The organism is Cupriavidus sp. 05N40 (assembly GCF_056397305.1).
This window is the reverse complement of the sequence record NZ_JBFTND010000199.1, coordinates 1-26,543: the sequence shown is the minus strand read 5'-3', so window position 1 is coordinate 26,543 and position 26,543 is coordinate 1. Positions and strand designations below refer to the sequence as shown.

29 protein-coding genes are annotated in these 26,543 nt (G+C 70.0%); 14 read left to right on the top strand and 15 right to left on the bottom strand.

The annotated features are described in order from the left end of the window. The 6 genes from AC1DO7_RS32980 to pobA all read right to left on the bottom strand — a co-directional run. Positions 1–518, bottom strand: a 518-nt coding sequence (locus tag AC1DO7_RS32980) for a DUF6869 domain-containing protein (RefSeq protein WP_441643486.1), incomplete at its 3' end; no start/stop codon positions are given. Positions 519–572: 54 nt separating this feature from the next. Beyond that, the gene (locus AC1DO7_RS32975; protein ID WP_441623959.1) at positions 573–1,274 is read right to left on the bottom strand and encodes an ABC transporter ATP-binding protein; all 702 of its coding nucleotides are present in this window, start codon (positions 1,272–1,274) and stop codon (positions 573–575) included. After that, entirely contained in the window at positions 1,267–2,019 is a 753-nt protein-coding gene (locus AC1DO7_RS32970) for an ABC transporter ATP-binding protein (protein WP_477117053.1), read from the bottom strand. Before AC1DO7_RS32970 ends, AC1DO7_RS32975 begins: the two co-directional genes overlap by 8 nt. After that, positions 2,016–3,050, bottom strand: coding sequence for a branched-chain amino acid ABC transporter permease (locus tag AC1DO7_RS32965; RefSeq protein ID WP_477117052.1), 1,035 nt, complete (start codon positions 3,048–3,050; stop codon positions 2,016–2,018). Before AC1DO7_RS32965 ends, AC1DO7_RS32970 begins: the two co-directional genes overlap by 4 nt. Then, entirely contained in the window at positions 3,047–3,913 is an 867-nt protein-coding gene (locus AC1DO7_RS32960) for a branched-chain amino acid ABC transporter permease (protein WP_441623965.1), read from the bottom strand. The genes AC1DO7_RS32965 and AC1DO7_RS32960 overlap by 4 nt, the downstream gene beginning before the upstream one ends. A gap of 105 nt (positions 3,914–4,018) precedes the next feature. After that, on the bottom strand, positions 4,019–5,209 hold the full coding sequence (pobA, locus tag AC1DO7_RS32955) for a 4-hydroxybenzoate 3-monooxygenase (RefSeq protein WP_441623953.1): 1,191 nt from the start codon (positions 5,207–5,209) through the stop codon (positions 4,019–4,021). A 229-nt stretch (positions 5,210–5,438) separates the two neighbouring features. Between pobA and AC1DO7_RS32950 the strand changes: the two genes are divergently transcribed. The 8 genes from AC1DO7_RS32950 (at position 5,439) to AC1DO7_RS32915 (ending at position 12,976) form a co-directional block, all read left to right on the top strand. Then, the gene (locus AC1DO7_RS32950) at positions 5,439–6,362 is read left to right on the top strand and encodes an aldo/keto reductase (protein ID WP_441623951.1); all 924 of its coding nucleotides are present in this window, start codon (positions 5,439–5,441) and stop codon (positions 6,360–6,362) included. Between the two features lie 7 nt (positions 6,363–6,369). Next, positions 6,370–7,713, top strand: a complete 1,344-nt coding sequence (locus AC1DO7_RS32945) for an NTP/NDP exchange transporter (RefSeq protein ID WP_441623949.1) — start codon at positions 6,370–6,372, stop codon at positions 7,711–7,713. Between the two features lie 165 nt (positions 7,714–7,878). Further along, the gene (locus AC1DO7_RS32940; RefSeq protein WP_441623947.1) at positions 7,879–8,163 is read left to right on the top strand and encodes a hypothetical protein; all 285 of its coding nucleotides are present in this window, start codon (positions 7,879–7,881) and stop codon (positions 8,161–8,163) included. A gap of 147 nt (positions 8,164–8,310) precedes the next feature. After that, positions 8,311–8,706 (top strand): mechanosensitive ion channel protein MscS, encoded by a 396-nt coding sequence (locus tag AC1DO7_RS32935; protein ID WP_441623945.1) that lies wholly within the window; start codon positions 8,311–8,313, stop codon positions 8,704–8,706. 411 nt (positions 8,707–9,117) lie between these two features. Then, on the top strand, positions 9,118–10,113 hold the full coding sequence (locus tag AC1DO7_RS32930; RefSeq protein ID WP_477117051.1) for a Bug family tripartite tricarboxylate transporter substrate binding protein: 996 nt from the start codon (positions 9,118–9,120) through the stop codon (positions 10,111–10,113). A 29-nt stretch (positions 10,114–10,142) separates the two neighbouring features. Beyond that, positions 10,143–11,495, top strand: coding sequence for an acyclic terpene utilization AtuA family protein (locus AC1DO7_RS32925; protein WP_477117050.1), 1,353 nt, complete (start codon positions 10,143–10,145; stop codon positions 11,493–11,495). A 10-nt stretch (positions 11,496–11,505) separates the two neighbouring features. Beyond that, positions 11,506–11,856 (top strand): AtuA-related protein, encoded by a 351-nt coding sequence (locus AC1DO7_RS32920; protein ID WP_477117049.1) that lies wholly within the window; start codon positions 11,506–11,508, stop codon positions 11,854–11,856. 136 nt (positions 11,857–11,992) lie between these two features. Continuing rightward, positions 11,993–12,976: a bifunctional helix-turn-helix transcriptional regulator/GNAT family N-acetyltransferase gene (locus AC1DO7_RS32915; RefSeq protein ID WP_441623938.1), complete on the top strand. Its 984-nt coding sequence runs from the start codon at positions 11,993–11,995 to the stop codon at positions 12,974–12,976. A 25-nt stretch (positions 12,977–13,001) separates the two neighbouring features. Here AC1DO7_RS32915 and AC1DO7_RS32910 read toward each other — a convergent pair whose 3' ends face one another. Beyond that, the gene (locus AC1DO7_RS32910) at positions 13,002–13,742 is read right to left on the bottom strand and encodes an IclR family transcriptional regulator (RefSeq protein ID WP_477117048.1); all 741 of its coding nucleotides are present in this window, start codon (positions 13,740–13,742) and stop codon (positions 13,002–13,004) included. A gap of 214 nt (positions 13,743–13,956) precedes the next feature. On the opposite strand from AC1DO7_RS32910, the gene AC1DO7_RS32905 reads away from it, so the two are divergent. The 6 genes from AC1DO7_RS32905 to AC1DO7_RS32880 all read left to right on the top strand — a co-directional run bounded on the left by AC1DO7_RS32905 (position 13,957) and on the right by AC1DO7_RS32880 (position 20,000). After that, positions 13,957–15,063: an S-(hydroxymethyl)glutathione dehydrogenase/class III alcohol dehydrogenase gene (locus AC1DO7_RS32905; RefSeq protein ID WP_477117047.1), complete on the top strand. Its 1,107-nt coding sequence runs from the start codon at positions 13,957–13,959 to the stop codon at positions 15,061–15,063. Positions 15,064–15,076: 13 nt separating this feature from the next. Next, positions 15,077–15,961 (top strand): alpha/beta hydrolase-fold protein, encoded by an 885-nt coding sequence (locus tag AC1DO7_RS32900; RefSeq protein ID WP_477117046.1) that lies wholly within the window; start codon positions 15,077–15,079, stop codon positions 15,959–15,961. A gap of 143 nt (positions 15,962–16,104) precedes the next feature. Further along, positions 16,105–16,482, top strand: a complete 378-nt coding sequence (locus AC1DO7_RS32895; RefSeq protein WP_441623929.1) for a hypothetical protein — start codon at positions 16,105–16,107, stop codon at positions 16,480–16,482. 318 nt (positions 16,483–16,800) lie between these two features. After that, a complete protein-coding gene (locus AC1DO7_RS32890; RefSeq protein ID WP_477117045.1) occupies positions 16,801–18,024 on the top strand; it encodes a CaiB/BaiF CoA transferase family protein in 1,224 nt (407 codons plus the stop codon). Positions 18,025–18,103: 79 nt separating this feature from the next. Continuing rightward, positions 18,104–19,096 (top strand): Bug family tripartite tricarboxylate transporter substrate binding protein, encoded by a 993-nt coding sequence (locus AC1DO7_RS32885; protein WP_441623925.1) that lies wholly within the window; start codon positions 18,104–18,106, stop codon positions 19,094–19,096. Between the two features lie 148 nt (positions 19,097–19,244). After that, positions 19,245–20,000, top strand: a complete 756-nt coding sequence (locus AC1DO7_RS32880) for an IclR family transcriptional regulator (protein ID WP_441623963.1) — start codon at positions 19,245–19,247, stop codon at positions 19,998–20,000. A 45-nt stretch (positions 20,001–20,045) separates the two neighbouring features. Here AC1DO7_RS32880 and AC1DO7_RS32875 read toward each other — a convergent pair whose 3' ends face one another. The 8 genes from AC1DO7_RS32875 to AC1DO7_RS32840 all read right to left on the bottom strand — a co-directional run. After that, complete coding sequence (locus tag AC1DO7_RS32875) at positions 20,046–21,155, bottom strand: Rieske 2Fe-2S domain-containing protein (RefSeq protein ID WP_477117044.1); 1,110 nt, start codon at positions 21,153–21,155, stop codon at positions 20,046–20,048. A gap of 149 nt (positions 21,156–21,304) precedes the next feature. Further along, positions 21,305–22,009 (bottom strand): 4'-phosphopantetheinyl transferase family protein, encoded by a 705-nt coding sequence (locus AC1DO7_RS32870; RefSeq protein WP_441643488.1) that lies wholly within the window; start codon positions 22,007–22,009, stop codon positions 21,305–21,307. Between the two features lie 31 nt (positions 22,010–22,040). Beyond that, positions 22,041–22,493 (bottom strand): excinuclease ATPase subunit, encoded by a 453-nt coding sequence (locus AC1DO7_RS32865; RefSeq protein ID WP_441621328.1) that lies wholly within the window; start codon positions 22,491–22,493, stop codon positions 22,041–22,043. An 82-nt stretch (positions 22,494–22,575) separates the two neighbouring features. Continuing rightward, positions 22,576–23,805: a beta-ketoacyl-ACP synthase gene (locus AC1DO7_RS32860; protein WP_441621330.1), complete on the bottom strand. Its 1,230-nt coding sequence runs from the start codon at positions 23,803–23,805 to the stop codon at positions 22,576–22,578. Beyond that, entirely contained in the window at positions 23,802–24,533 is a 732-nt protein-coding gene (gene fabG / locus AC1DO7_RS32855; protein ID WP_441621332.1) for a 3-oxoacyl-ACP reductase FabG, read from the bottom strand. The genes AC1DO7_RS32860 and fabG overlap by 4 nt, the downstream gene beginning before the upstream one ends. After that, positions 24,530–24,880 carry a hotdog family protein gene (locus AC1DO7_RS32850; protein ID WP_477117043.1) on the bottom strand — a complete coding sequence of 117 codons (351 nt, stop codon included), beginning with the start codon at positions 24,878–24,880 and terminating at the stop codon, positions 24,530–24,532. Before AC1DO7_RS32850 ends, fabG begins: the two co-directional genes overlap by 4 nt. A 2-nt stretch (positions 24,881–24,882) precedes the next feature. After that, the gene (locus AC1DO7_RS32845; protein WP_441621336.1) at positions 24,883–26,067 is read right to left on the bottom strand and encodes a beta-ketoacyl-ACP synthase; all 1,185 of its coding nucleotides are present in this window, start codon (positions 26,065–26,067) and stop codon (positions 24,883–24,885) included. Further along, a partial coding sequence (locus AC1DO7_RS32840) for a DUF3261 domain-containing protein (RefSeq protein ID WP_477117042.1) occupies positions 26,064–26,543 on the bottom strand: 480 nt, incomplete at its 5' end. The genes AC1DO7_RS32845 and AC1DO7_RS32840, both read right to left, overlap by 4 nt.

The following is a 26,543-nucleotide window of genomic DNA, read 5'->3' as shown; positions in this document are numbered from 1 at the left end:
ATGCGGGCGGGCGCCTTGCCCGCGCCGTCCGCCTGCCCGGCCTGCCCCGCCTGCGCGGCGCTGCCCGCGGCGGGCTCGCACGGCTCGGCATTCACGCGCACCTCATAGCAGACCCACATCGCGCGCTGCGGCACCTCGTTGAAATTGCCATCGCTGGCGGCCAGCACGCGCGCCCATACCTCGGGCGTGGAGCTGCGCCACACATTGCACAGCAGGCGGCGAAAGCGCGGGTCGCGCGCGGCCTGCTGCTCGATGCGCCCGATGAATGCCGGACCGTGGTACTCGATCAGGTCTTCGAGCTCGCCGGCTGCCAGCGCGGCGAGCACCCGGGCGCTGTCGGTGCGGCCCAGGACAGCCAGCACCAGTTCCCAGAGCCCCGCCGGGTCGTTGACGCAGAGCCAGTCGCAGGCCTGCCACACCCAGAACGAACGTACCTCGTGCCGGCCAATGGCCGGGTCATACCGGCTGTAACGCTTGATATAGGCGTTGACCAGACGCTTCTGCTCATGGGTTTCCATAGTCCCCCGGAACTACCCGCCTTGAAAGGAATGGGCTTGGCCCGCAGCCATGGCTCAGGCAACGCCCAGCATCCGGTCCAGCTTGCCCTTGTCCGCCAGCAACTCCGCGCTGGTCGATTCATGTACCACCCTGCCCCGGTCGAGCACCATGGCGCGCCGGGTCATGCCTAGCGCCAGGCGCGCATGCTGCTCCACCACGATCACCGCCATGCCGCCGTCTTCGATCAGCCGGCGAATCACCTGCTGCAATTCCTGAACAATGATAGGCGCCAAACCCTCCATCGGCTCATCCAGTAATAGTAGAGACGGGTTAACCATGAGCGCGCGTCCGATTGCAACCATTTGCTGCTCGCCTCCGGACAACTGGTTGCCCAGGTTGGCGCGCCGCTCCCGCAGGCGCGGGAAGACTTCGTAGACGCGCGCTACGTTCCAGTGCCCCGGGCGCGCCACCGCGGTGAGGTGCTCCTCCACGGTCAGCGAGGCGAACATGCAGCGCTCCTGCGGCACCCAGCCCAGGCCGGCCGCGGCGCGCTGGTGGGTGGCCATGCGGGCCAGGTCGCGCCCCTGCCAGTGCAGGCCGCCGCGCCGCTGCCGGGTCAGGCCCATCAGCGTCATCAGCAGCGTGCTCTTGCCCACGCCATTGCGGCCCAGCAAGGCCAGGCTTTCGCCTGCCTGCAACGTGAAGCCGATGTCGTCGATCACCACGGCGTCGCCATAGCCCGCCGCCAGGCCCTCCACCCGTAGCAGCTCAGTCATGCGCGGCCTCCCCGAGGTAGACCTCCTTCACGCGCGGGTCGGCGCCGATCTGCGCCGGCGTGCCTTCGACCAGCACGCGGCCGCCCACCAGCACCGTGATGCGCTCGGCAAAGCGGAATACCAGGTCCATGTCGTGCTCGATGAAGAGGATGGTGATATCGCGCGGCAGGGCGGCAATCACGCCGAACAGCTCCGCGCTCTCGCCGGCCGGGATGCCGGCGGCGGGTTCGTCCAGCAGCAGGATGGCCGGCCGCGTGGCCAGCGCCAGCGCAATCTCCAGCAGGCGCTGCTTGCCGTAAGGCAGGTTGCGCGTCGCGGTATCGGCGTCGGCGTCGAGACGCAGGCTGGCCAGCACGGCCATGGCTTCGTCCGCCAGCGCGCGCTGCGAGGCTACGGTGCGGCCCCAGATGCGCCAGGCGCCGCTGCGCTCGGCCACGGCCAGCACCACCGATTCCAGCACCGTCAGCCCCGGGAACAGGGTGTTGATCTGGAAGGTGCGCGTCATGCCGCGACGCACGCGCGCGTGCTGGGGCAGCCTGGTGATGTYCTCGTCGCCGAGCCAGATGCTGCCGGCGGTGGGCGGCAGCGCCCCGGTGAGCAGGTTGATGAAGGTGGTCTTGCCCGCGCCGTTCGGCCCGATCAGCGCATGGCGGGCGCCAGGCGCGAAGCGCAGGGAGATATCGCTGTTGGCGGCAAAGCCGCCCCAGGACCTGGACAGGCCTTCGGTACGCAGCATCGCGGTCATGGCTGCCCCTTGCGCGCGACGCGCCCGAGGGCGCCGCGCACCACGTCGATGGCCCCCATCAGGCCACCGCGCGCAAACAGCACGATCACCACCAGCAGCAGGCCGATCCAGAACTGCCAGTAGACCGGATCGATGCCGGCCAGCACATCCTGCGCGATCATGAAGGCCGCCGCCCCCAGCAAGGCGCCATACAGCCGCCCGGTGCCGCCCAGCACCAGCATCACCAGCAGTTCCGCCGAGCGCGGAAAGCCCAGCACGTCCATGCCGACGAACTGGGTGGTCTGCGCCAGCAGGCCGCCCGCCACGCCCGCCAGCGCCGCCGCCACGGCAAACACCRCGCCGAGCCGGCGCGGCACGTTCGCCCCCAGTGCCGGCATCCGGCGTGCCCCTTCGCGCAGGCCGCGCAGCGACAGTCCGAACGGCGACTGCACCAGCCTGCGTACCAGCACGAACAGCGCGAAGGCCACCGCCAGGCTGTAGAGATAGGCCGTCTTGCCGAACAGGTCGAACTCGAACAGGCCGAGCAGCGGCGCCATGGTCACGCCCGACAAGCCATCCACGCCGCCCGTGATGAAGGCCGCCTTGTTGGCCGCCTCGAACAGCATCAGCCCGATGCCGAGCGTCACCATCAGCCGCGTGAGGTCGCCACCGCGCACCACCAGGAAACTCGCCAGCCACCCTGCCGCACCGGCCACCGCGGCGGCGGCCAGCAATCCGCTGAGCGGCTCGCCCCAGCCATGCGCGGCCAGCAGGCCGGCGGTATAGGCGCCCAGCCCGAAGAAGGCCGCGTGCCCGAGCGACACAATGCCGGCGTAGCCCAGCAGCAGGTCCAGCGAGAGCGCGAACAGCCCGGTGATCAGCACCTGGCTGCCGAGGATCAGGTAGCCCGGCAGGAGGAAAAACGCCGCCACCGGCAGCAGCCAGAACACGATCTCGCCGGGGTGCCAGCGCCCGTCCGGCAGCCGCGTGCCGCGCGCATTGCCCTTCGTGTCCGCCACGGCGGGGGCGCGGGCCTTGTCCACGGCGCTCATGCCCGCCTCCCGTAGAGGCCGGCCGGGAACAGCACCAGCAGCAGCACCATCAGCGCATAGATGACGAAGGCGCCCACCGCGGGCACGTAGTATTTGCCGGCCACGTCGGCCACGCCCAGCAGCAGCGCCGCCACCAGCGGCCCGCGGATGGTGCCCGCGCCGCCCACCGCCACCACCAGCAGGAAGTACACCATGTACTTGAGCGGGAAGGCGGGATCGAGGCCGAGCACATCGATGCCCAGCCCCCCGCCCAGCCCCGCCAGCGCGGAACCGAGCGCGAAGGTCAGGCTGAACACGCGCTCCACGTTGATGCCGAGCCCGCGCGCCGCCTGTTGGTTGTCGACCGCCGCGCGCACCTGCGCGCCGAAGCGCGTGCGCGCGACCAGCCAGCCCAGCGCGGCGGTGATCGCCACCACCACGCCAATCAGGAACAGCCGGTAGGCGCCAAGGTCCAGCCCGCCGAGGCGCACCTGCCCGCGCAGGAAGCCCGGCAGTTCCACCGGCTGCTGCCCGGGCCCGAACAGGTAGGTGGCGCCGGCGATCGACATGAAGGTCAGCCCGATCGAAAACAGCACCTGGTCGAGATGACTGGCGCGGTAAAGCCGCCGGTACAGGGTGCGCTCCAGCACCCAGCCCACCGCCGCCGCCCCGGCGAAGGCCAGCGGCAGCGTAGCCAGGAATGGCACCCCGGCCCGGCTCATCAGCACCACCGCCACGTAGCCGCCGAACATGGCGAAGGCGCCGTGCGCCAGGTTGACGAAGTTCATCAGCCCCATGGTGACCGACAGCCCCACGCTGATCAGGAACAGCAGGCAGCCATAGGCCACGCCGTCGAACAGTACCCCGGCCAGCGTGCCGGTCATGGCCGGCCCGCCCCGGGCTGCGGTGGCTGCGATGCCGGTGTCGGTGGCGATGCGGGGCAACCGCGCTGTGTCATGAAAACCTCCTGTTGTGCTGATTGGGCCGGCTTATTCGCCCTCGATACGGGCAAACGGCAGGCCGACGTAGTTTTCCGCAAGCGCCGCGGCGGCGGCCGGCGACGCCGCAACGTACTCCAGTTCCGCGCGCTGCAGTCGCGCCATGAACGGGGTGTGATCCGGAAAGCGGTGCAGCAGCGCTGTCATCCACCACGAGAAATGCTCGGCGCGCCAGACCCGCCGCAGGCAGGTCGCGGAGTAGGCGGCGAGCAGATCTCCACGCCCGTCGCGGTAGTGCGCAGCCAGCGCATGCGCCAGCGTGCGTACGTCCGCCACCGCCAGGTTCATGCCCTTGGCGCCGGTCGGCGGCACGATATGCGCTGCGTCGCCGGCCAGGAACAGCCGTCCGTGCTGCATCGGCTCGACCACATGGCTGCGCATCGGCGTCACCCCCTTCTGCAGCACCGCCCCCTCGTTGAGGCGCCAGCCGTCGCCGGTCTCGAGGCGCGCGTGCAGCTCCTGCCAGATGCGCGCGTCCGGCCACTGCGCAAGATCCTCGTCGGGACGGCATTGCAGGTAGAGCCGCGTGATCTCGGGCGAGCGCATCGAGAACAGCGCGAAGCCGCGCTCGTGGCTGGCGTAGATCAGTTCCTGCGCGGCAGGCGCGGCCTGCGCCAGGATGCCGAGCCAGGCAAACGGGTAGCTGCGCTCGAACAGCTGCAGCGCGGCGACCGGGATGGCCTGCCGGGACACCCCGTGGAAGCCGTCGCAGCCAGCGATGTAGTCGCAATGCAGGGTGCGGCCGCGCCCGCCGTGCCGGAACGTGACGAAGGGCGCATTGCCGCCGATGTCGTGCAGCGCCACCTCGCCGGCCTCGAAGTACAAGGGCGCGCCATCCGCCAGGCGCGCGGCGATCAGGTCCTTGACCACCTCGTGCTGGCCGTACACCGTGATGGCGCGGCCGCCCGTCGGCCCGGACAGGTCGATGCGATGGCGCCTGCCGCCGAACAGGAGGTCGATGCCGTCGTGCCGCATGCCCTGGCTCTGCAGCCGCCCGCCCACGCCGGACGCCACCAGCAGGTCCACCGTGTTCTGCTCCAGCACACCGGCGCGGATGCGCGCCTCCACGTGCCGGCGGCTGCGGTCCTCCAGCACCACGGCATCGATGCCGGCGCGGCGCAGCAGATGCCCGAGCAGCAGGCCCGCCGGGCCGGCGCCGATGATCGCTACCTGGGTGCGCATGGTGGTGTCTGGTCTCCCCTGTGGCCGGGTGGCCGCGGGCCGTGGCGAAAGGCGCCCGGCCTCTGTTGCCCGGCATTGTCAGACCCAGGATTTCATTTTGCAATCGGGTGTTGCCGCTGGCGCAAAGGCGGCGGCCAAGGCAAGCACTGCGGGAACGGCGCGCGTCCGGCCGTCAACGGGGGACTGCCTTCTGTGAGAAGATGTCCGCCTGCCTTGCAGGGAGATCGCCATGTCACCCGATCGACGCCGTTTCCTTAGCCATAGCACCTGTCTCGCCGCGGCCCTCGGCCTGTCCGGCGGCGCGTGGACCGCCACCGGGCCAACGGCGCAGGGCCCGTTGCGCCGCCCGATCCCCGGCACGCGCGACACGCTCCCCGTGATCGGCATGGGCACCGCCGACACCTTCAACGTGGGCACCGAAGCCAGCGAGCGCGCGCCGCTGGCCGAGGTGCTGGCGTTGCTGCTGCAGACGCCCGGCGCGGTGATCGACACCGCGCCGAGCTACGGCAGCGCGGAACCCGTCACCGGGGACCTGTTGCAAGGCGCGCACGCGCGCGGCAAGGTGTTCCTCGCCACCAAGATCTCCACCTCGGCCGGCAGCTCGGCGCAGGCGCAGTGGGCACAATCGCTGCGCGACCTGCACAGCGACGGCGTGGACCTGCTGCAGGTACACAACCTGATCGACTGGCGCGACAATCTGCGCTTCCTGCGCCAGCTCAAGGAACAGGGCAAGACGCGCTATATCGGCATCACCCACTACCGCGAGGACACGCACGAAGCGCTGGCGCAGATCGTGCGCGCCGAGCGGCTGGATTTTGTCCAGCTCAACTACTCCCTGGCCGAGCGCAACGCCGAGCGCGCGCTGCTGCCGCTGTGCCAGGAGCGCGGCGTGGCGGTGCTGGTCAACCGCCCGTTCCAGGACGGCCGCCTGTTCCGCACCGTCAAGGACCGCGCGCTGCCGCCGCTGGCCGCCGAGATCGACTGCGCCTCCTGGGGCCAGTTGTTCCTGAAATTCATCGTCAGCCATCCGGCCGTGACCGCGGCCATCCCCGCCACGTCCAAGCCGAAGAACATGCAGGACAACCTTGGCGCCGGCCTTGGCCGCATGCCCGACGCTCGCCAGCGCGCGCAGATCGCCGCGCTGCTGGCGTGAGCGCGCCATGACCGGCACCGCGCGCGCGGCCCGCCACGGGCTAGGCATCCAGCCCGGCGAGGGCAGCGCCGTGGCAGCCGGCTTCCTGTTCTTCTTCTGCCTGTTCGCCAGCTATTTCATGTTGCGCCCGGTGCGCGAAACCATGGGCATCGCCGGCGGCGTGCAGAATCTRCAGTGGCTGTTTACCGCCACCTTCGTGGTGATGCTGGTGGCCATCCCCATCTACGGGCTGTGCAGCGCGCGCTTGCAGCGCCGCCGCTTCGTGCCGTGGGTCTACGCTTTCTTCGTGGCCAACCTGGTGGCATTCGCGCTGGCCACGCGCGCAGTACCTGACAGCATCTGGATGGCGCGGGCGTTCTACGTCTGGCTGTCGGTGTTCAACCTGTTCGTGGTGTCGGTGGCATGGAGCCTGATGGCGGACGTATTCCGTCCCGGCCAGGCACGGCGCCTGTTCGCGCTGCTGGCAGCGGGCGCCAGCGCAGGCGGGCTGGCCGGTCCGCTGCTGGGCGGCTGGCTGGTCCCGCGCATCGGCCTGACCGGGCTGATGCTGCTGTCGGCGGCGCTGCTGGCGACAACGCTGCCGGGCGCGGGCTTCCTGTTCGGCTGGCGCAAGCGCGCCGGCGCGGGCGTGGCCAGGGCGGACGATCCGGTGGTGGCGCAGGATCCGGCCAAGCCCATCGGCGGCGGGCTGTGGGCCGGACTCACGCTGGTGGCACGCTCGCGCTACCTGCTTGGCATCAGCCTGTTCGTGATCCTGCTGGCTACCGCCAGCACCTTCCTCTACTTCGAGCAGGCCAGGCTGGTGGCACAGACCTTTCCCAGCCGCACGCAGCAGACCCAGGTGTTCAGCGCCATCGACGCCATCGTGCAGGCGCTGACCATCCTGGTGCAGGTCTTCTTCTCAGGACGCATTGCGCGGCGCTATGGCGTGACCCTGCTGCTGAGCGCGGTGCCGCTTTCGGTGGCCGCCGGCTTCCTGGTACTGGCGCTGTGGCCGGCCTTCGGCGTGCTGGCCGCGGTAATGGTCCTGCGCCGCGTGGGCGAGTACGCCCTGCTGCGGCCCGGCCGCGAGATGCTGTTTACCGTGGTGGACGCCGAGACCAAGTACAAGGCCAAGAACGTGATCGACACCGCCGTCTACCGTGCCGGCGACGCGATCAGCGCCTGGATCAAGACAGCCATCGATGCCCTCTCCGGCCACCCCGCCGTGGTGGCGCTGACCGGCGCGGCGCTGGCGCTGGCCTGGGCATGGCTGGGCTGGTGGCTGGGACGGCAGCATGAAGGCCATGCCGGGGCGGCACTGCCGGCGGCCGGACAGGAACCGGCACCCGGCGGCACAGGCAGGGCATGACGCGACCGGAGCCGGGGCACGGCGGCACCCGGCACGCCTGCAAGGTTGCCAGCGCGGCAACGCCGATGCACGAATCCGCCTTCGTCCTGCATTGCACCGCCTCCGGCCCGCTGATAATGGTGACGGAATATTACTAACCAAGCACCGAGGATTCGAAGAACCACCATGCAATCACGCCTGCTTACCCTCAAGGCGGCCATGCTCGCCATGGCCCTGACCCTGGGCGGGGTCTCCCATGCCCAGCTGTCGCAACTCCCGCCGCCCCAGCCGCAGCGCGCCCAGGGCGAGCGCGCCACGCAAACCCCGCTGCCGCACCAGCCCGCGCCCCACAAGAAGCACAAGCACAAGCATCACCAGAAGAAAGCACCGCCGCCATCAGCCGGGACGGCCGAAGCGCCGCCGCCTGCGCCACCCCAATCGCCACCGCCGCCGGCTCGTCCGGCCCCCTGAAGGCAAGGCCGGAGAAACGGGCGTGCGCCGTCGCCCCGGCGTTACATCTGCTAACCGCGCCGTAATATTGCAGTGACACCTTGGGCTTAGGATGACCTCATGGCCAGCACGCTTGCGCTGGCCCCCATCAGGATCCAGGAGCCCGTCATGCGCAATCCCACTCGTGCCAACCGTGCAGTTCGTGTCCTCGGTGCGAGCCTGCTCGCCGCCTCGCTGCTCGCGGCCGGGCCAGCCTCGGCGCACGGGCGCGGCGACCGCGGCGATAGCGGCGCCGGCGCGGCAGCGCTGGCCATCGGTGCGCTGGTTGGCCTGGCCGTCGGCGCAGCCGTGATCAGCCAGCCGGTCGCCATGGCCGCGCCGGCGCCGGTCTACTCGCCGCCCCCGGGCTATTGCTACAGCAGCTACCACCGCGCCTACGTGCCGTGCGGTCCGCAGCCGGTACAGGCCGTGCCCTACTACCAGCAGCAGTATCCGCAGCCGTATCAGCAAGGCTACGAGCAAGGCTACCAGCAGCAATATCCGCAACCCTACTCCAGCTACTGAATCCTGGGCGGCCGCCCGGCCGCCCATGGCCGCGCTCCGCCGCGCGGCCGTCCACCGCGCAGGCAGGCGCGGCGCGGCAGCGAAGCCGCAGTGCAACGCCCCCCGACGCTAAGCACGCCCACTTGATCCAACGCACCGGCATCGCCCCTGCGCAACCGGCAGCGCGCACGCGCCGGCGCGCCCGCCCGCGGCGGTGCCGCGAGCCACTCCCCTCGGAGCCGCCGGGAGCCCGCGCAAAAATCCCCGGATTTTCATTCAATGAAAATTCGCAGCCATTGTTTGACGCTGCGAACCGCGCGTGAATAAGATCGTCGGCAAAAGATTTCAATCAACGAAATGCTGCGGCGCACCCGCGCACGCAGTGCCATCAGCGCGTGCCGCCGCTTCGGCGGCGCCTGCCAGGAGACAACGATGAACCGACGCGTCACCCTGCGCCTCGCCGCCATGGCCTGCGCCGCCCTGTGCGCCCAGCTCGTGCTGCCCGCGCAAACAGCGCATGCTGCCGACACCTATCCTGCCAAGCCGCTCCGGCTGGTGGTGCCATTCACGCCCGGCGGCACCACCGATATCCTCGCGCGCCTGGTTGCGCTCAAGCTCGGCGAGGCGCTCGGCCAGACCGTGGTGGTGGATAACCGGCCCGGCGCCGGCGGCAACATCGGCGCGGACGCCGTGGCCAAGGCCGCGCCGGACGGCTACACCCTGCTGATGGGCACGCTCGGCACCCAGGTGACCAACCAGTTCATCTACGCGCGCATGCCATACGACTCGGCCRGGGACTTCGCGCCGGTGACGCTGGTGGCCAACTCGCCCAATGTGCTGCTGACCAACGCCACGCTGCCGGTCAAGTCCGTGGCCGAGCTGGTCGCGCTGGCAAAGCAGCGGCCGGGCGGACTCAACTATGCGTCCACCAGCACCGGCGGCTCGCCGCATCTCTCGGGCGAACTGCTCGACAGCATGGCCGGGGTGAAGATGCAGCACGTGCCTTACAAGGGCGCCGCGCCCGCCATGACCGACCTGCTGGCGGGGCAGGTCAACCTCATGTATGACAACCTGCCGTCGGCGCTGGCGCAGATCCAGGCCGGCAAGGTGCGCGCGCTGGCGGTGACCAGCCCGCAGCGCGCGCCCGTGCTGCCCGACGTGCCCACCGTGGCGGAATCCGGCCTGCCCGGCTATGTGGTGAATTCCTGGTTCGGCCTGCTGGCACCGGCCGGCACGCCGCCTGCGCTGGTGACGCGGCTGCAGCAGGCGGTGGCGCGCATCCTCGCCACGCCGGAGGTCAGGCAGCGTATCGAGCAGCTCGGCGCGGTGCCGGGCGGCGACACGCCGGCCGCCTTCGCCGCCGTGATCCGCGCCGACACCGAGAAATGGTCGCGCGTGATCAGGAGCGCCGGCATCCAGGCCCAGTAGACACCCAACAGCGAACCAAGGATTCCCTCATGGCAGCAAAGACCATCCGCATCGGCTCGGGCTCGGGCTGGTGGGGCGACCGCGTCGAACCCGCGGCGCTCAGCGCGCAGCACGGCAAGCTCGACTTCCTCTGCTTCGAAACCATGGCCGAGGCCACGGTGTCCGCCGCGCAGGTGCGCAAGCGGCGCGACCCCGCCTTCGAAGGCTACGACACCTACCTCGACGAGCGCATGCGCGCGGTGCTGCCGCACTGCATTGCCCAGGGCACGCGCATCGTCAGCAACCAGGGCTGGATCAATCCGCTCGGCGCGGCGCGGCACATCGCCCGGCTGTGCGAGGAACTCGGCCTGCCCGGCGTGAAGATCGCCGCCGTCACCACCACGGACCTGACCGGCGGCATCTGCAGCCAGCCGCTGGAGATCCTGGAAAGCGGCGCGCCCATCGCCACGCTGCGCGACTCGCTGATTTCCGCCGAGCCTTACGAAGGAGCCGAGCCCATCGTGCGCGCGCTGGAAGCCGGCGCGCAGATCGTGGTCACCGGCCGCGTGGCCGATCCCTCCCTGTTCCTCGCGCCGATGATGCACAGCTTCGGCTGGGGCGCGCACGAGATCGAACTGCTGGCGCGCGGCAGCGCCATCGGCCACCTGCTCGAATGCGGCGCGCAGGTGACCGGCGGCTACTTCGGCGATCCCGGCTACAAGGACGTGCCCGAGCCCTGGAACCTTGCCTTCCCCATCGCCGAAGTGGATGCAGCCGGCACCGCCGTGATCTCCAAGGTGGCCGGCACCGGCGGCCGCATCGACCTGCAGACGGTGAAGGAACAGATGTTCTACGAGGTGCACGACCCGCGCCGCTACATCACGCCGGACGTGGTGGTGGATTTCACCACGGCGCAACTGGAACAGGTCGRCCCCGACCAGGTCCGCGTGAGCGGCGTCAGCGGATCGCCCCGCACGCCCACGCTCAAGGTCTCGCTGGGTTGCACCGAGGGCTTCATCGGCGAGGACATGTTCTTCTACGCCGGGCCCGGCTGCCTGGAGAAGGCGCGGCTGGCCAAGACCATCCTGGAGCACCGGTTCCGGCTGGCGGGGCTGGACGCGCAGGCGCTGCGCATCGACTTCCTTGGCGTCAATGCCATCCACGGGGATGCTTCGCCGGCGCCGGCCTGCGAGCCCAACGAGATCGCCGTGCGGGTGGCCGCGCGCACCCGCACCCGCGCCGAAGCGGCCAAGGTGGGCCGCGAGATCGACAGCATGGCGGTGTGCGGGCTGGCTTCCACCGGCAAGCGCGTGCCGCACCAGGAACGCACGCGCGAGATCATCGGCGTGTGGTCCGCGCTGGTGCCGCGCACGCAGGTCAGCTCCGAAATCCACTACTTTTGAGGTCCCCGCGATGAAGGTTTCACTACGGCGCCTGGCGCATACCCGATCCGGCGACAAGGGCGATATCTCCAACACCTCGGTGATTGCCTACGAACCCGCCTTCTATCCCTGCCTCAAGGCACAACTCACCGCGGACGCCTTCAAGGCGCTCTATGGCGGCGTGGTGACCGGCAAGGTCGAGCGCTTCGAGGMCGACGGCTTGCAGGTGCTGAATTTCGTCGCGCACGGCGCACTGGGCGGCGGCGTGTCGCGCAGCCTGGCGCTCGACAATTACGGCAAGGCCCTGGCCAGCGCGGTGCTGCGCTTCGAGGTCGAGGTGCCGGATGATCTGGCGCCGTTGCTGCGGGGGAAGGCCAGCTAGCCCGCCACCTGCCCGGGCCGCGGCTTTGGTGGCGCGCTGCCCGGCGCGCTGTGCGCTGTGCGCGCCGTGGAAAGGGCTTGAAGAAGTTGCGGTTCGCAACTAATATGGTTGCGAACCGCAACATCCTGCTACCGCCATGGACCTGATCGAACCGCCGCCGCAATCGCGCGACGACACCATCGCCGCGCTTCGCACCTTCTCCCGCAAGCTCGTGCGGGAACTGGGCTTCATGCGATCCACGCTGGCGGACAGCCAGCTGTCGCCCTCGGCCGTGCACGCCATCATCGAGATCGGCCTGGCGCCGGGCATCCAGGCGCGCGACCTGGCCAGCCTGCTGCGGCTCGACAAGTCGAACACCAGCAGGCAACTGGCCAAGCTGGAATCAATGGGCCTGGTGACGCGCACGGCAGCGGACGACGATGCCCGCTCCGCGACCTTGCGCCTGACCGGCGCCGGCGCCCAACTGCGCGCCAGGATCGACCAGTTCGCCACCGAGCAGGTGTCGCGCGCGCTGCGCCGGCTCACGCCCGCCGACCAGCAATCGCTGGTACGCGCCGTGGCGATCTATGCCGATGCGCTCGCCGTCGACAACGCCAGCGCCGCCAATGCGGGCGATGCCAGCCCCGGTGCCGGCATCGTGGAGGGCTACCAGCCGGGATGCATCGGCGATATCGCAAGCCAGCATGCGCGCTTCTACGCGCAACTGGCCGGCTTCGGCAGCTTCTTCGAGCAAAAGGTGGCCACCGAACTTGCCGCCTTCGCGACCGCGCTGCCCTCGCCCGACAAGGGACTGTGGCTCTACCTCGAAGGCGGGCGGACGCAGGCGAGCATTGCCATCGATGGCGACCCTGCCAGCGGGCTGGCCCACCTGCGCTGGTTCATCGCCGATGCGTCGCTGCGCGGAACCGGCATCGGCCGGCAGCTGCTGGAACGTGCGCTGGCATTCGCCGATGCGCGCTACGCGCAGACCTACCTGTGGACCTTCCAGGGGCTGGACGCCGCGCGCCATCTCTATGAATCCGCGGGCTTCGCACTGGCGGACGAGGCGCCGGGCCGGCAATGGGGCGCCACCGTGCTGGAACAACGCTTCGTGCGCGACCGGGCCGGCCTGCGCAACTAAGCGGCACCAGCGCGGCCGCCACGTATCAGTCCACCAGGACCCTGCGCGCCCAGGCGCTGGTGATGCGGCGCGCTTCTTCCTTGAGCAGGCGCGCCATCCTGGCCTCGCGCGCCAGGATGCGCTCGCTCAGCGCAGCCACGCTCAACGCCCCCATGGGCCGGCCTTCGTAGTCCAGCAGCGGCACGGCGATGCCGCCCATCTTGTCCACCACCCAGTCCAGGAACAGCGCGTAGCCGCGGCCACGCGCAGCGTCGATCTGCTCGCTGATCACCTCCGGGGTCAGGCGCGGATAGCGCGCGCGCCGGGTCTTGCCCAGGCGGGCGCGGGCGGCGCGCTCGGCGTCGGGCATCCATGCCAGCACGGCCAGGCTGCYGGCGCCCACGCCGAGCGGGCGGCGGGTGCCGATTTCCACATAGTTGGCGCGGATCGGAAAGGTGCCCAGCTCGATATCGGCCACCACCGATTCGCCCCGGCTGGCCAGGGTCAGCACCGCCGTGTCCCCGAACGCTTCCACCAGCCGCTCCAGGCTCGGCCGCGCGAGCGCGCGCAGGTCCACGCGGCGCTGCGCCACATCGGCCAGCTGGAAGATCTCCGGGCCGATGCCAAAGCGGCGGGCGCTGTCGCGCGTGACAAAGCCTTCGGCCACCAGCAACTCCAGCAGGCGCGATGCGGTGGCGGGATCAAGGCCGGTGGCGCGCGCCACGTCGGACAGGCGACGCACCTGCGGATCGGACAAGGCGCGCAGGATCCACAGGGCACGCTGCACCGGGGAGGCTGGCCAAACCGGAAGCGCAGAAGGCCAAATCCGCCGCTTCGGGCGTCCGCGGCCAGCCGGATGGTCGTATATTCTTCCCTGACGAAAACATCGCCTGGCGCCCGCCCTTCCCCCGAAGCCCGGCACCGGCTATGGTTGCACGCCCCGACACCGCCCCGACACCGCGCCGGCCCGCCCGACGCCGCCACCACCAAGGAAAACGATCATGAAGACCAAAGCCGCCATCGCCTGGAAAGCCGGCGCCCCCCTGACCGTGGAAGAGGTCGACCTGGACGGCCCGCGCGCCGGCGAGGTGCTGGTGGAGATCAAGGCCACCGGCATCTGCCACACCGATTACTACACCCTGTCCGGCGCCGATCCGGAAGGCATCTTCCCGGCCATCCTCGGCCATGAGGGCGCGGGCATCGTCACCGAAGTGGGCCCGGGCGTGACCTCGCTCAAGCCCGGCGACCACGTGATCCCCCTCTACACGCCGGAATGCCGCCAGTGCAMGTTCTGCCTGTCGCGCAAGACCAACCTGTGCCAGGCGATCCGCTSCACCCAGGGCMAGGGCCTGATGCCSGACGGCACCTCGCGCTTTTCCATCGACGGCAAGCCCATCTTCCACTACATGGGCACCTCCACCTTCGCCAACCACATCGTGGTGCCGGAGATCGCGCTGGCCAAGATCCGCCCCGACGCACCGTTCGACAAGGTCTGCTACATCGGCTGCGGCGTGACCACCGGCGTGGGCGCGGTGCTGTTCACCGCCAAGGTGGAAGCGGGTGCGAACGTGGTGGTGTTCGGCCTCGGCGGCATCGGCCTGAACGTGATCCAGGCCGCCAGGATGGTCGGCGCCGACAAGATCATCGGCGTGGACCTGAACCCGGGCCGCGAGGCGATGGCGCGCAAGTTCGGCATGACCCATTTCATCAACCCGAACGACGTCGAGAACGTGGTGGACCATATCGTCCAGCTCACCGACGGCGGCGCCGACTATTCCTTCGAGTGCATCGGCAACACCAAGGTCATGCGCCAGGCGCTGGAGTGCTGCCACAAGGGCTGGGGCAAGTCGATCATCATCGGCGTGRCCGAAGCCGGCGCGGAAATCTCCACCCGTCCGTTCCAGCTGGTCACCGGCCGCGAATGGAAGGGCTCGGCCTTCGGTGGCGCGCGTGGCCGCACCGACGTGCCGAAGATCGTCGACTGGTACATGGAAGGCAAGCTCAATATCGACGACCTCATCACCCACACCCTGCCGCTGGAGCGCATCAACGAGGGCTTCGACCTGATGAAGCGCGGCGAGTCGATCCGCTCGGTCGTGCTGTACTGAGCCGGGGCGCGCCATGCTCGAACTGCTCTCCGAACACGGCTGCTTCGGCGGCGTCCAGCGCTTCTACCGGCACGCCTCGGGCACCATCGGCCTGCCGATGCGCTTCTCGGTGTTCCTGCCGCCGGCGGCCCTGGCCACGCCGGCGCGGCGCCTGCCCGCGCTGTTCTACCTGGCGGGCCTGACCTGCACCGAGGAAACCTTCATGATCAAGGCCGGCGCCCAGCGTGCCGCCGCCGAGCACGGCCTGATCCTGGTGGCGCCCGATACCAGCCCGCGCGACACCGGCATCGCCGGCGAGGCCGAGTCATGGGATTTCGGCGCCGGCGCCGGTTTCTACGTCGACGCCACGCAGGCGCCCTGGCGCCAGCACTGGCGCATGGAAAGCTACCTCACGCAGGAACTGTTCGGCATCGCCTGCACCGAGCTGCCGGCCGAACTTCATCTCGACCTTCATCGAAGACCATATCCGGCACCACGCGGCGCAGCTCTGAGCGCTGGCCCGCGCAACCCTCGCGTACCCTGGAGCAACATGGCCAACCTGACCGCCACCGAACTCAAGGCCTTCGTGCCCGCGCGCGACTTTGCCCTGTCCCGGCAGTTCTACCAGGACCTCGGCTTTGCCTCGCCCTGGCATGACGACACGCTGGCCTACCTGCACCACGGCAATTGCAGCTTCCTGCTGCAGAACTTCTATGTGCGGGAGTTCGCCGAGAACCTGATGATGCACCTGCTGGTGGAAGACGTGGAGGCATGGTGGCAGAAGGTGCAGCAACAGGATATCGGCGGGCGCTACGGCGTCAGGCTGGTACCGCCGCAGGACCAGCCGTGGAAGATGCGCGACTTCGTGCTGATCGATCCGTCCGGCGTGCTGTGGCGCATCGGGCAGAACATCGGCTAGGCGCGGGCAGCCGGCGCCGCTTGGTAATACGTTGAAACAAGCCCGCGCCGAATGAAACGCAAAGCCGCGCCCGCCGGCCTTGCCGCCCATGCGGGCGCAGGCTAGCATCGGCCGGATCGCCTGTCCGCCCGGAGAACGCCGCCATGCCCCGCCCCATCCTTCCGTTCAGAATGCTTCCCCTGATGGCCGTGCTGTGCCTGCCGGCCGCCGTGCTGGCGCAAGGCTCGCCTACCGGGGGCGACGAGGCCATGAACGCGATCAACAGCAACTTCGCGCGCATGACGCCGTCGCCGCGCACGGTGGACAGCATCAACCAGGAATTGCGGCAGAACCACGCCACGCCGGCTGGCGGCAGCGGCATGCGCGGCGGCGGCCGCGGGCGCGGCAGGCAGCGGACGCAGGATAGTTCCGCAGACGCGAATGCGCCGGCCAGCCCGGATGGCGGCTTGCATACGAGCCTGCCGGGGACCAGCGGCGCTGCCGGCGCGCCGGCCCCTGCCGTTACCCAAGTTACCCAATAGCAGGCAAGCACCGCCACTGCGCCCCCGCGCCTCTGCGCGTCTCCCCCGGCGTCTTCCTCCGCTTCTTCCCCCCTTCTCCCCCCGCTTCTTCCTGAGCGCCGTCTCGCCTCTCACCGGGAAGCCGGCCGGCTCCCCGGCCGCCCCGGCGCCTCCCCGCGCTCCCCCCCGTTTTCCCTCCCCCTCCTCGTTCTCCGATATCCGGCGTGAATCGCCCGCGCGCAAATGGATATTGGACGTCCATGCCACGCCCTCCCTACACTGGGCTGCAAAACCAGAAGGCACGCAAACGCGGTTGCCTCAACGCAAGGAGACAGATCTATGCGCAAGGCGCTCGGCCACATCAAGGTGCTCGACCTGACGCGTGTGCTGGCGGGCCCGTGGRCCACCCAGAACCTTTCCGACATGGGCGCGGAGGTGATCAAGGTGGAGCGTCCCGGCACCGGCGACGACACCCGCGCGTGGGGACCGCCGTTCCTCAAGGACGCCGACGGCCGCGAGACGGCCGATTCCTCGTATTTCCTCAGCGCCAACCGCGGCAAGAAGTCCATCACCGTCGACCTGGCCGCGCCCGAGGGGCAAGAGATCATCCGCGAGCTGGCACGCGACGCCGACGTGGTGGTGGAGAACTACAAGGTAGGCACGCTGGCGCGCTACGGCCTGGGCTACGAGGACCTGCGCAAGCTGAACCCGCGGCTGGTCTACTGCTCGATCACGGGGTTCGGCCAGTCCGGGCCCTATGCCGCGCTGCCCGGCTATGACTTCGTCTTCCAGGGCATGGGCGGGCTGATGAGCATCACCGGCCTGCCCGACGGCGAGCCCGGCGGCGGCCCGGTCAAGTCCGGCATCGCCATCAGCGACCTGCTGACCGGCATGTACGCGAGCACCGCGATCCTGGCCGCACTGGAGCACCGCAATATCAGCGGCGAGGGCCAGTACATCGACATGGCGCTGCTGGACTGCGTGGTGACGATCAACTCCTACCAGGCGATCAATTATTTCCTTTCGGGCAAGGTGCCGCAGCGCATGGGCAATGCGCATTCGAACATGGTGCCTTACCAGGTGTTCCGCTGCGCCGAGGGCGACGTCATCGTGGCGGTGGGCAACGACACGCAGTACGCGGCGCTGTGCAGGGTGATCGGCCGCCCCGATCTGGCCGACGACGCACGCTTCGCCAGCGCCGGGCAACGCAACCGCAACCGCGACGCGCTGATCCCGCAGATCGCGCAGGCCATGCTGGCGCGGACCATGGCCGACTGGGTCGAGCGCATGGAGGCTGCCAACGTGCCGTGCGGCCCGATCTACAACATGCAGCAGGTCTTCGAAGACCCGCAGGTCAGGCACCGCGCGATGCAAGTCTCGCTGCCGCACGGCGCCGGTGTCGAGGCTCCGGGCCTGGCCAACCCGATCCGCTTCTCGGGCACGCCGATCGCGTACGAACGCGCCGCGCCCACGCTGGGCGAGCATACCGAGGCGGTGCTGGCCGGGCACCTCGGCCTGCCGCCGGAACGCATCGCCGCACTGCGCGGCAAGGGAGTGATCTGACCGGCCTCGCGGGCCGCCGACTGATTTGCCGACATCCGAAAACAACGGCCCGAAGCAGGCCAACACGGAGGAGACAACCATGCGAAACATCACCCCCGCGGCCGTGGCCGCGGCGATTGCCGCCGCCACGGCTGCCGCGCTGCCGGCGGCGGCCCACGCCCAGGCCCAGCCGCTGTCCCGCGCGCAACCGATCCGCTTCGTCGTGCCTTACCCGCCCGGCGGCGCGGCGGACCAGATCACGCGCCTGGTCGCGCACGACGCCGCGGCGGCGCTCGGCACGACCATCGTCATCGACAACAAGGCCGGCGCCGCCGGCATGATCGCCGCGGAGACCGTGGCACGGGCCGAGCCGGACGGGCGCACCTTCTTCGTCGGCTCCAACGCCCCGCTGGTGATCAACAGCGCGCTCTACAGCAAGATGCCCTACGACCCGGACAAAGACTTCATTCCGGTGGCCGGCCTCGGCAAGGCACCGCTGATGCTGTCGGTGCGGCCTGAGCTGGGCGTCAGGTCGGCCCGGGAGCTGGCGGCGCTCGGCAAGAAGGAGCCGGGCAAGCTGACCATGGGCTCGGCCAGCAGCGGCAATATCACCCACCTGGCCGGCGAATACGCGTCGAGCAGGCTGGGCTTCACGGTGACGCACGTGCCCTTCGCCGGCAGCGCGCCGGCCATCATCAGCCTGATCGGCGGCAATATCGACCTGATCTACGACGCGCTGCCGTCGTCGATGCAGCAGGCCCGCGCCGGCAAGATCCGGGCGCTGGCGATCCTGGACAACAACCGCTTTCCCCTGCTGCCGGACGTACCGACGATGAAGGAACTCGGCATCGCCGGCACCGAGGCCAGCGCATGGTTCGGCGTGGTGGCGCCCGCCCGGACGCGCCCGGCGGTGGTCGCGGAGCTGAACAAGGCCGTCAACGACGCGCTGGCGCGCCCGGACCTGGTGGAAAAACTGCGCGCCATCGGCGCCCAGCCCATGCCCGGCAGCCCCGCGGACTTCGGCCGCTTTATCCAGGACGAGCGTGCCCGCTGGATCCCCGTGGCGAAATCGCTCGGCGTGAAGGCGGAGTAAGCGCCGGCAGGTGCCGGCGGGACAACGCGCGGCACTGCCTGCCGATGCTCTATGATGAGCGCTTCTTTTCCGACCCGCCCCGGTACGTGGCCGCCTCGCGGCGCGGCCGGGCAAAGCCATGACCGCCAACGACAACAAGGCGCCGCCGATGAACGTGAAGACGGCGCTGCGCGTGCTCGAGATCATCGAAACGTTCGCGCGCGAGCGGCGCGCGCTCTCGCTCTCGGAACTGGCCCGCTTGCTGGCGGTGCCGGCGTCGAGCTGCCTGGCGCTGATCCGCACCCTCACCTCGCTGGGCTATCTGTACGAAACCGGCCGCCGCCAGGGTTACTACCCGACCGGGCGCCTGCTGGCCATGGCGCAGCAGATCGCGCGCCACGATCCGGTGCTGGATCGCGTGCACGGCACCATGCACGAGCTGCGCGCCGCCACCGGCGAGACCGTGGTGATCGGCAAGCTGCATGAGGGACGGTGGGTGGTGTACCTGGACGTGCTGGAGTCCCCGCACGCCATCCGCTACATCGCCACGGCCGGCGAGCGGCGCGACCTGCATGCCAACTCGATCGGCAAGGCGCTCTTGTCGGTGATGCCGGAGGACGAGCGCCAGGCGCTGATCCGACAGCTCAGCTTCGAGCGGTTCACGCCGCGCACGGTGGCGGACGCCGCCCAGCTCGAGGCCGAGCTGAAAGCCTCCGCCGAGCAGGGTTGCTTTATCAACCTGGGCGAATCCCTGCCCGATGTGGGGGCGCTCGCCTGGCCGGTGAGGCTGTCGGGGGAATGCTACGGAATCTCGATCGCCGGGCCGGTCTACCGCATCGAACCGGCGCTGACGCGCTTCTCGGCCATGCTGCGCACCGCCTGCTCCACGCTGGAGCGCGACGAGCGCAACCGGTTCTCCAAGTAGCGCGCCCCGCAGCCGGGTGGCCAGCCGTCAGGCCGGCCGCCCGCCTCAGCCGTGGCGCGGCGTCAGGTCTCCCCCGTTCTCGCGCAGCAATTCGCGCAGCTCGTTGATGRCCGGGAACACCTCGTGGTTCCAGTCCGCTCCCTGCGCATCGTGCGCGGCCTGCTCCATCTCGACGATCTCGCGGTCTTCCTTGAAGATCCGTTCGGTAAACCACACCAGCAGCGGCCACGCCAGGTCCAGCGCGCCGGGGATGCCCGGCTTCTTGATCGACAGCAGGCCGAAGGTGCGGTTGGTGCGCTGCTCGGCATCGAGCGGCACGTAGACGATCCACAGGTCCATCACCAGCGTGCCTTCCGAGGTGCGGATCTGCAGCGTCTGGTACGGATAGCCGGTGCGTACCGTCATCACGTCCTTGTTGTTCTGGCCGCCCTTGCCGCCGCCGAACACCAGCGCCTCGCCCACCGGCTGCTTGCCTTCCTCGCGCGAGAAGGTGTAGTCCACCTCGACCCAGCCGTCGCCGCGCCGGCGGCCCAGCGAGCGGGCGCGCATCTGTCCCATCTGCCGGCGGTGCAGGAACTGGTGGTTCATGTCCATCAGGTTCTCGTGCATGAACGAGTAGTGGCACTTGACCTCGCGGCCGAAGCGGCGGGTCTTGTATGCCTTGTTCGATACCGAGCCCAGCGCGGGCAGCGGGGTTTCGTCGGCCAGCACGGCGCTGCCCGGGAAAACGAAGATCAGGCCTTCGACCTCGCGGCAGGGGTAGGAGCGCACGCCGTTGGGCAGCCGTTCGCGGCCCAGGTAGGGCACGTCGATGCAGCGGCCGGTGCAATCGTAGGTCCAGCCGTGATAGCAGCAGCGAATCGACTCCCCCGCGACCACGCCCTCGTGCAGCGGCACCTGCCGATGCGCGCAGCGGTCCTCCAGCGCGAACACGGCGCCGGATTCGGTGCGTACCAGCACGATCGGCTCGCCCGCGAAGCGCACGCCATGCGCCTTGCCGCGCTTGACTTCGCGCGACCAGGCCAGCGGATACCAGTGATCCGGATGGATGGCGACGCGCCGCAGGTCGCGCAGGGGGGCTTCGGTGGGACTATCGGTGGGACTGTCGTTGGCACTGCTGTTGGCACCGCTGTCAAGCAATGGGACTGCATGCATGGGGGACATTCTCCTCGCGTATTCGGGAATCTCGGTGAGCCGGCTGCATGGGGCGGAGGCGCTCGCAGTACCCAGTCTACCCGAAGGCGCGCGTGCACGATGTAGGCGCGTCTCCGACGCACGGCAAAGCCTTGCCGGCAGCGTGACCGTCAGGCCGCTTGCCCGACCGCCGCGAGATGCCAGTAGCGGATGCCGTCGGGCAAGGCCCCGGCGAGCGTGGCGGGCGGACCGGCGCTGAGCGCCAGCATGGCATCGCCGTGGCGCCAGGTGCAGGCGTTGGCGGCATGGGCGCTTGCGCCGGCGGCCGGCGACACGGCCACGGACTGGCCGAGCATGGTCTGGAACAGGGCGCCGCCCGTACGCTTGAGCCAGGCTTCCTTCAGGGTCCAGAGCCGGAAGAAGGCGTCGAGCCGCGCCGGCTCGTCGCTGGCGGCGAGCAAGGCCGGCATGGCGGCGCGCTCGGCTTCGCTGCTGACCGCCGCGATCAGTGCGTCGAGCCCCTTGCGCGGCTGCACGCGTTCGAGGTCGAGCCCGAGCGGGGCATCGCCGACGGCGCAGGCGACCAGCCCGCCGGCATGGGAAATGGAAAGAAACGCCGCCGCCGGCCCGCTGGCCTGCGGCGGGCCGTCCGGCGCCGCGCCGAGCGTCCAGTCCTGCCAGGCGCCGCCGCAGGCCTGCGCCAGCAGCGCCCGCGCCAGCCAGCGCCCGGCAACGAACTGGGCGGCGCGCTGGCCGGCCCGCAGCGAGCCGAGCCGGCTTGTCTCCTGCGCGCTCATCCACTGGCCGGGCGGCGGCGCCTGCCCGGCCATGGCGGCCACGTCGGCCACCCGTACGTAAACGAGCCCGGGCTGCATGGCGCGCTTCAGCCGCGGCTGGCCAGGCAGGTCACCGGGCCGCGACCCTGGCGTAGATGCCCTTGAGCGCAACGCCGGCCACCACGGCGCCGGCATGGCATTCGTACTCGGTCGGGCTGGCGACTTCCGCCTTCTTGTAGTAGCTCACCACATCGACCACGGCATTGACGCCCAGCGACCTGGCCTTGTCCTGGAAGGCGATTAGCGCGGACAGCGCGGCCCAGCGGCAGGCTTCCTCGTCGCTCTTGCCGAAGCTGTTGGTCTTGCGGTTGGACACGTCGCCCTCCCCGGTTTCCAGGACCTTGGGTTTCGCCTGGCCGGCCAGGAAGAACTTGACCGTGCCATCGAGCTTGTCCCGCGCCTCGGGCATGTCGAGGACTTCCTGGAACGGCAGCATGTACTTGGTGTCGCGCGCCGCGGCGGGCGTGGACAGCAGCATGCCGGCCGCAGCGGTGGCTGCCAGGATCGAGAGAGCGTGTTTCATTGACCTTCCTTTCTTGGTTTTGTTGATAAGGAAAAACGCGGATGGCCCTGGAGCGGCTCGCCCGGGAGCGGCTCCAGGCCGGCTAGTGGCCCCAGCGACGGAACACCAGCGAGGTATTGATGCCGCCGAACGCGAAATTGTTGCTCATGGCGTAGTCGACGTCGAGCCGGCGGCCTTCGCCCATGATGTGGTCGAGCGGCGCGCAGCGCAGGTCAGGCGTGGCCAGGTTGATGGTGGGCGCAAACCAGCCTTCGCGCATCATCTCGATGGTCATCCATGCCTCGAGCGCACCGCAGGCGCCCAGCGTATGGCCCATGTAGCTCTTGAGCGAGCTGACCGGCACCGCGCCGCCCAGCACCGCGTGGGTGGCTTGCGACTCGGCGATGTCGCCCTGGTCGGTGGCCGTGCCGTGCGCGTTGACGTAGCCGATGGCCGAAGCGTCGAGCCCCGCGTCCTCGAGCGCCAGGCGCATGGCCTGCGCCATGGTGCCGGCCTGGGGCTGGGTCACGTGAGCGCCGTCGCTGTTGGTGCCGAAGCCGACGATCTCCGCCAGGATGCGCGCGCCACGCGCGCGGGCGTGCTCCAGCTCCTCCAGCACCAGCGTGCCGGCGCCCTCGCCCAGCACCAGCCCGTCGCGCTCGCTGTCGAACGGGCGCGGCGTGGTGTGGGGCGCATCGTTGCAGGTGCTGGTGGCGAACAGCGTATCGAACACGGCGGCTTCGGTCGGGTCGAGTTCTTCCGCGCCGCCGGCCAGCATCGCCACCTGGCGCCCGCTGCGGATGGTCTCGTAGGCGTAGCCGATGCCCTGGCTGCCCGAGGTGCAGGCGCTGGACGTGGTGAGGATGCGCCCGGTAATGCCGAAGAACACGCCGATATTGACCGCGGTGGTATGCGGCATCATGCGGATGTAGGTGGTCGCGCTGATATCCTCGGTGCTGCGCTCGTTCATCATGCGGCCAAAATCCGCCACCGCCGACGGCGTGCCGGTGGACGAGCCGTAGGCGATGCCCAGCCTGCCGCTGGTAACCAGCGGATCGCCGGCAAGCCCCGCATCATGCAGCGCCGCCTCGCTGGCCAGCACCGACATCACCGCCACGCGCCCCATCGCGCGCGTGACCTTGCGCGTGTAGTGCGCCGGCAGCGCGAACGGCGGCACGGGTGCCGCGAGCTGCGTGTTCAGGCCCTTGAAGTCCTGCCAGCCGTGCATCTGCACGACGGCGTTGCGGCCGCTGGCCAGCCGCTCGCGCACGGTCGGCCAGTCATTGCCCAGCGAGCAAACGGCGCCGGTGCCGGTAACGACAACTCGCTTCATCCGAACATCCCTCCGTTGACCGAGATCACCTGCCGCGTGATATAGCCGGCATCGGCGGACATCAGGAACGCCACCGTGGCGGCCACCTCGTCCGGCGTGCCCATGCGACGTGCCGGGATCATGCGCAAGGCTTCCTCCAGCACGTGTTCTTCCACCATCTCGGTGTCGATCAGCCCGGGTGCGACGCAGTTGACGGTGATGTTGCGCTTGGCCAGTTCGATGGCCAGCGCCTTGGTGGCGCCGATGATGCCGGCCTTGGCCGCGCTGTAGTTGGCCTGGCCACGATTGCCCACCAGCCCGGAGACCGACGACAGCGTGACGATGCGGCCCGGCTTGCGCCGCTGCACCATGGGCATCACCACGGGGTTGAGCACGTTGTAGAAGGCATCCAGGTTGGTATGGATGACTTCGTCCCATTCCTCGCCGGTCATGGCCGGGAAGGCAGCGTCGCGCGCGATGCCAGCGTTGCACACCACGCCGTAATAGCAGCCGTGCGCCTCGATATCGGCCAGCAGCGCGGCCGCGGCCTGCTCGCGCTGGCTCACGTCGAAGCACAGCACGCGCGCGCTGCGGCCCAGCGCGCGCACGGCGTCGGCCACCGATTCGGCCTCCTCGCGCCGCGAACGGCAATGCACCACCACATCGCAGCCGTCGCGCGCCAGGCGCAGCGCGATGGCGCGGCCGATGCCGCGCGATGATCCTGTGACGAGCACGGTCCGGTTCGTCATGGTTGTTGTCCTTGCAAGAAAGCCTGCGCGTCGGCAGGCTGGAAAACGGAAACATTGGCGCGCGCCACTTCGCGCCCGTCGAGCGACAGGGCGCAGGCGAACATGCCGAGCCCGTTGTCGCCGGTGAGCTCGGCGCGGGCCCGCACGGTCAGCACGCTGCCGACCGGAAACGCCGCCAGGTCGCACTCGTAGCGGCGCGAGCCGAGCAGGAAGCCGATGCCCGCCACCGCCTGCTCGTCGTCGGCGCCGAGCAGTTCGTCCAGCAGGCGCATGGCGCCGGCATGCGGCACCACCTCGCCGATCGCCGGCAAGGTGGCCGGGCCGGCCATGTTCGGGGTCACGCTCATGGTCAGCCGGCCCCCAGGATCACGGCGCTGTTGCTGCCGCCGAACGCGAAGGAATTGCTCATCACGTAGCGCGGCGCATGGCCCAGCGTCTCGCCGGGCGCCACCACGTGCAGGGGCGGCAGCGCCGGGTCCGGCACGCCGTCCCACCAGTGCGCGGGCAGGCGGCCTTGCGCGTTGCCGGACAACGTCAGCCACATCAGCGCTGCCTCGATCGCGCCGGCGGCGCCCAGCGCATGGCCGGTCATCGGCTTGGTCGAGCTCAGCGGCACGCCGTCGCCAAACAATGCGGCGCAGGCCAGCGCCTCCATGGCATCGTTCTGCGGCGTGGCGGTGCCGTGCAGGTTAAGGTAGTCGATGGCTGCGGGTGCCAGGCCGGCACGCGCCAGGGCCTGCCGCATGGCGGCCTGCGCGCCGGCGCCGCTGGGATCGGGCGCCGACATGTGATGCGCGTCCGAGGTCTCGCCCCAGCCTGCCAGGCGCACCTCGCCGGGCTCGGCCGAGAGCAGGAAGACGGCGGCACCCTCGCCCAGGTTGATGCCGGCGCGGTTGGCCGAGAGCGGGTTGCAGCGCGCGGCCGAGACCGAGTCCAGCGCGCTGAAGCCGGCGACGGTGAAGGGGCACAAGGTATCGGCGCCGCCCGCGATCACCACGTCGGCGATGCCRCTGCGCAGCAGCCGGGCGCCCGCGGCCAGCGCCTTGGCGCTCGACGAGCAGGCCGTGGACAGCGTATACGCCACGCCGGTCACGCCGAGCGCGCCGGCCAGGAACTGCGCGGGCGAGCCCAGCTCCTGCTGACCGTAGTGGAAGCCTTCTGGCCAATTGCCGCTGGCACGGCGCCCGGTCACCGCCTCGCCGCCTTCGGCGATGCCCGAGGTGCTGGTGCCCATCACGACCGCCACGCGCGCCGGGCCCACCCGGGCAATGGCCGCCTGCACCTGCGCCAGGCACTGCAGTGCGGCGTGGTACAGCATGGCGTTGTTGCGCGTGCGATGCACCAGCGGCGTCGTGTCCGGCACCGCCAGCGCCGCGCCGACGGTGCCGAGGTGCAGCGGCCGGCCTGCGCTGTAGCGCTGCGTGACCTCGCCGCCCGGCGGGCCGTCGGTGCGCCAAAGCGCCGCGCGCACGGCATCGGCGCCGTCGCCCAGGGCACAGGTCACGCCCAGCGCATTGATGAAGATATGGTTCATTTCGGCCCTCCTTGCGTGGCCGCCGGCAGCGTGCGGATGGTCAGCCGGTAGCCGTCGCGGTACTGCTCGAACTCGATGGTCTGCGGGTCCGGGTAGCGAATCTCGGCCACTACCTCGCCACCGGCGCGCAGCACGCGGCGCCCGGCCTCGGCATCGAGCCGCCAGCCGGGCGGCAAGGCCGCGGCAATGGCTTGCACCGGCCACAGCGACAACTGCATTTCACTCAGGATACGCTCCGGCACCAACTCGGCCGGCGCCCACGGCGAACGCACCACGCGCAGGTCCTGTCCGTCCCAGTCCAGGCGCGCCAGTACCTGCCCGCCGGCCAGCGCGGCCAGCCGCGTATGAGCCGCATTGGCTTCGAGCAGCGCCTGGATCTCGCGGCGCTCCTCGCCACGCGGCGTGCGGTACACCACCGTGATCTGCTGCTGCAGCATCAGCTCGCGGCCAAGCGAAGCCGGCGGCAGGCGCAGCAG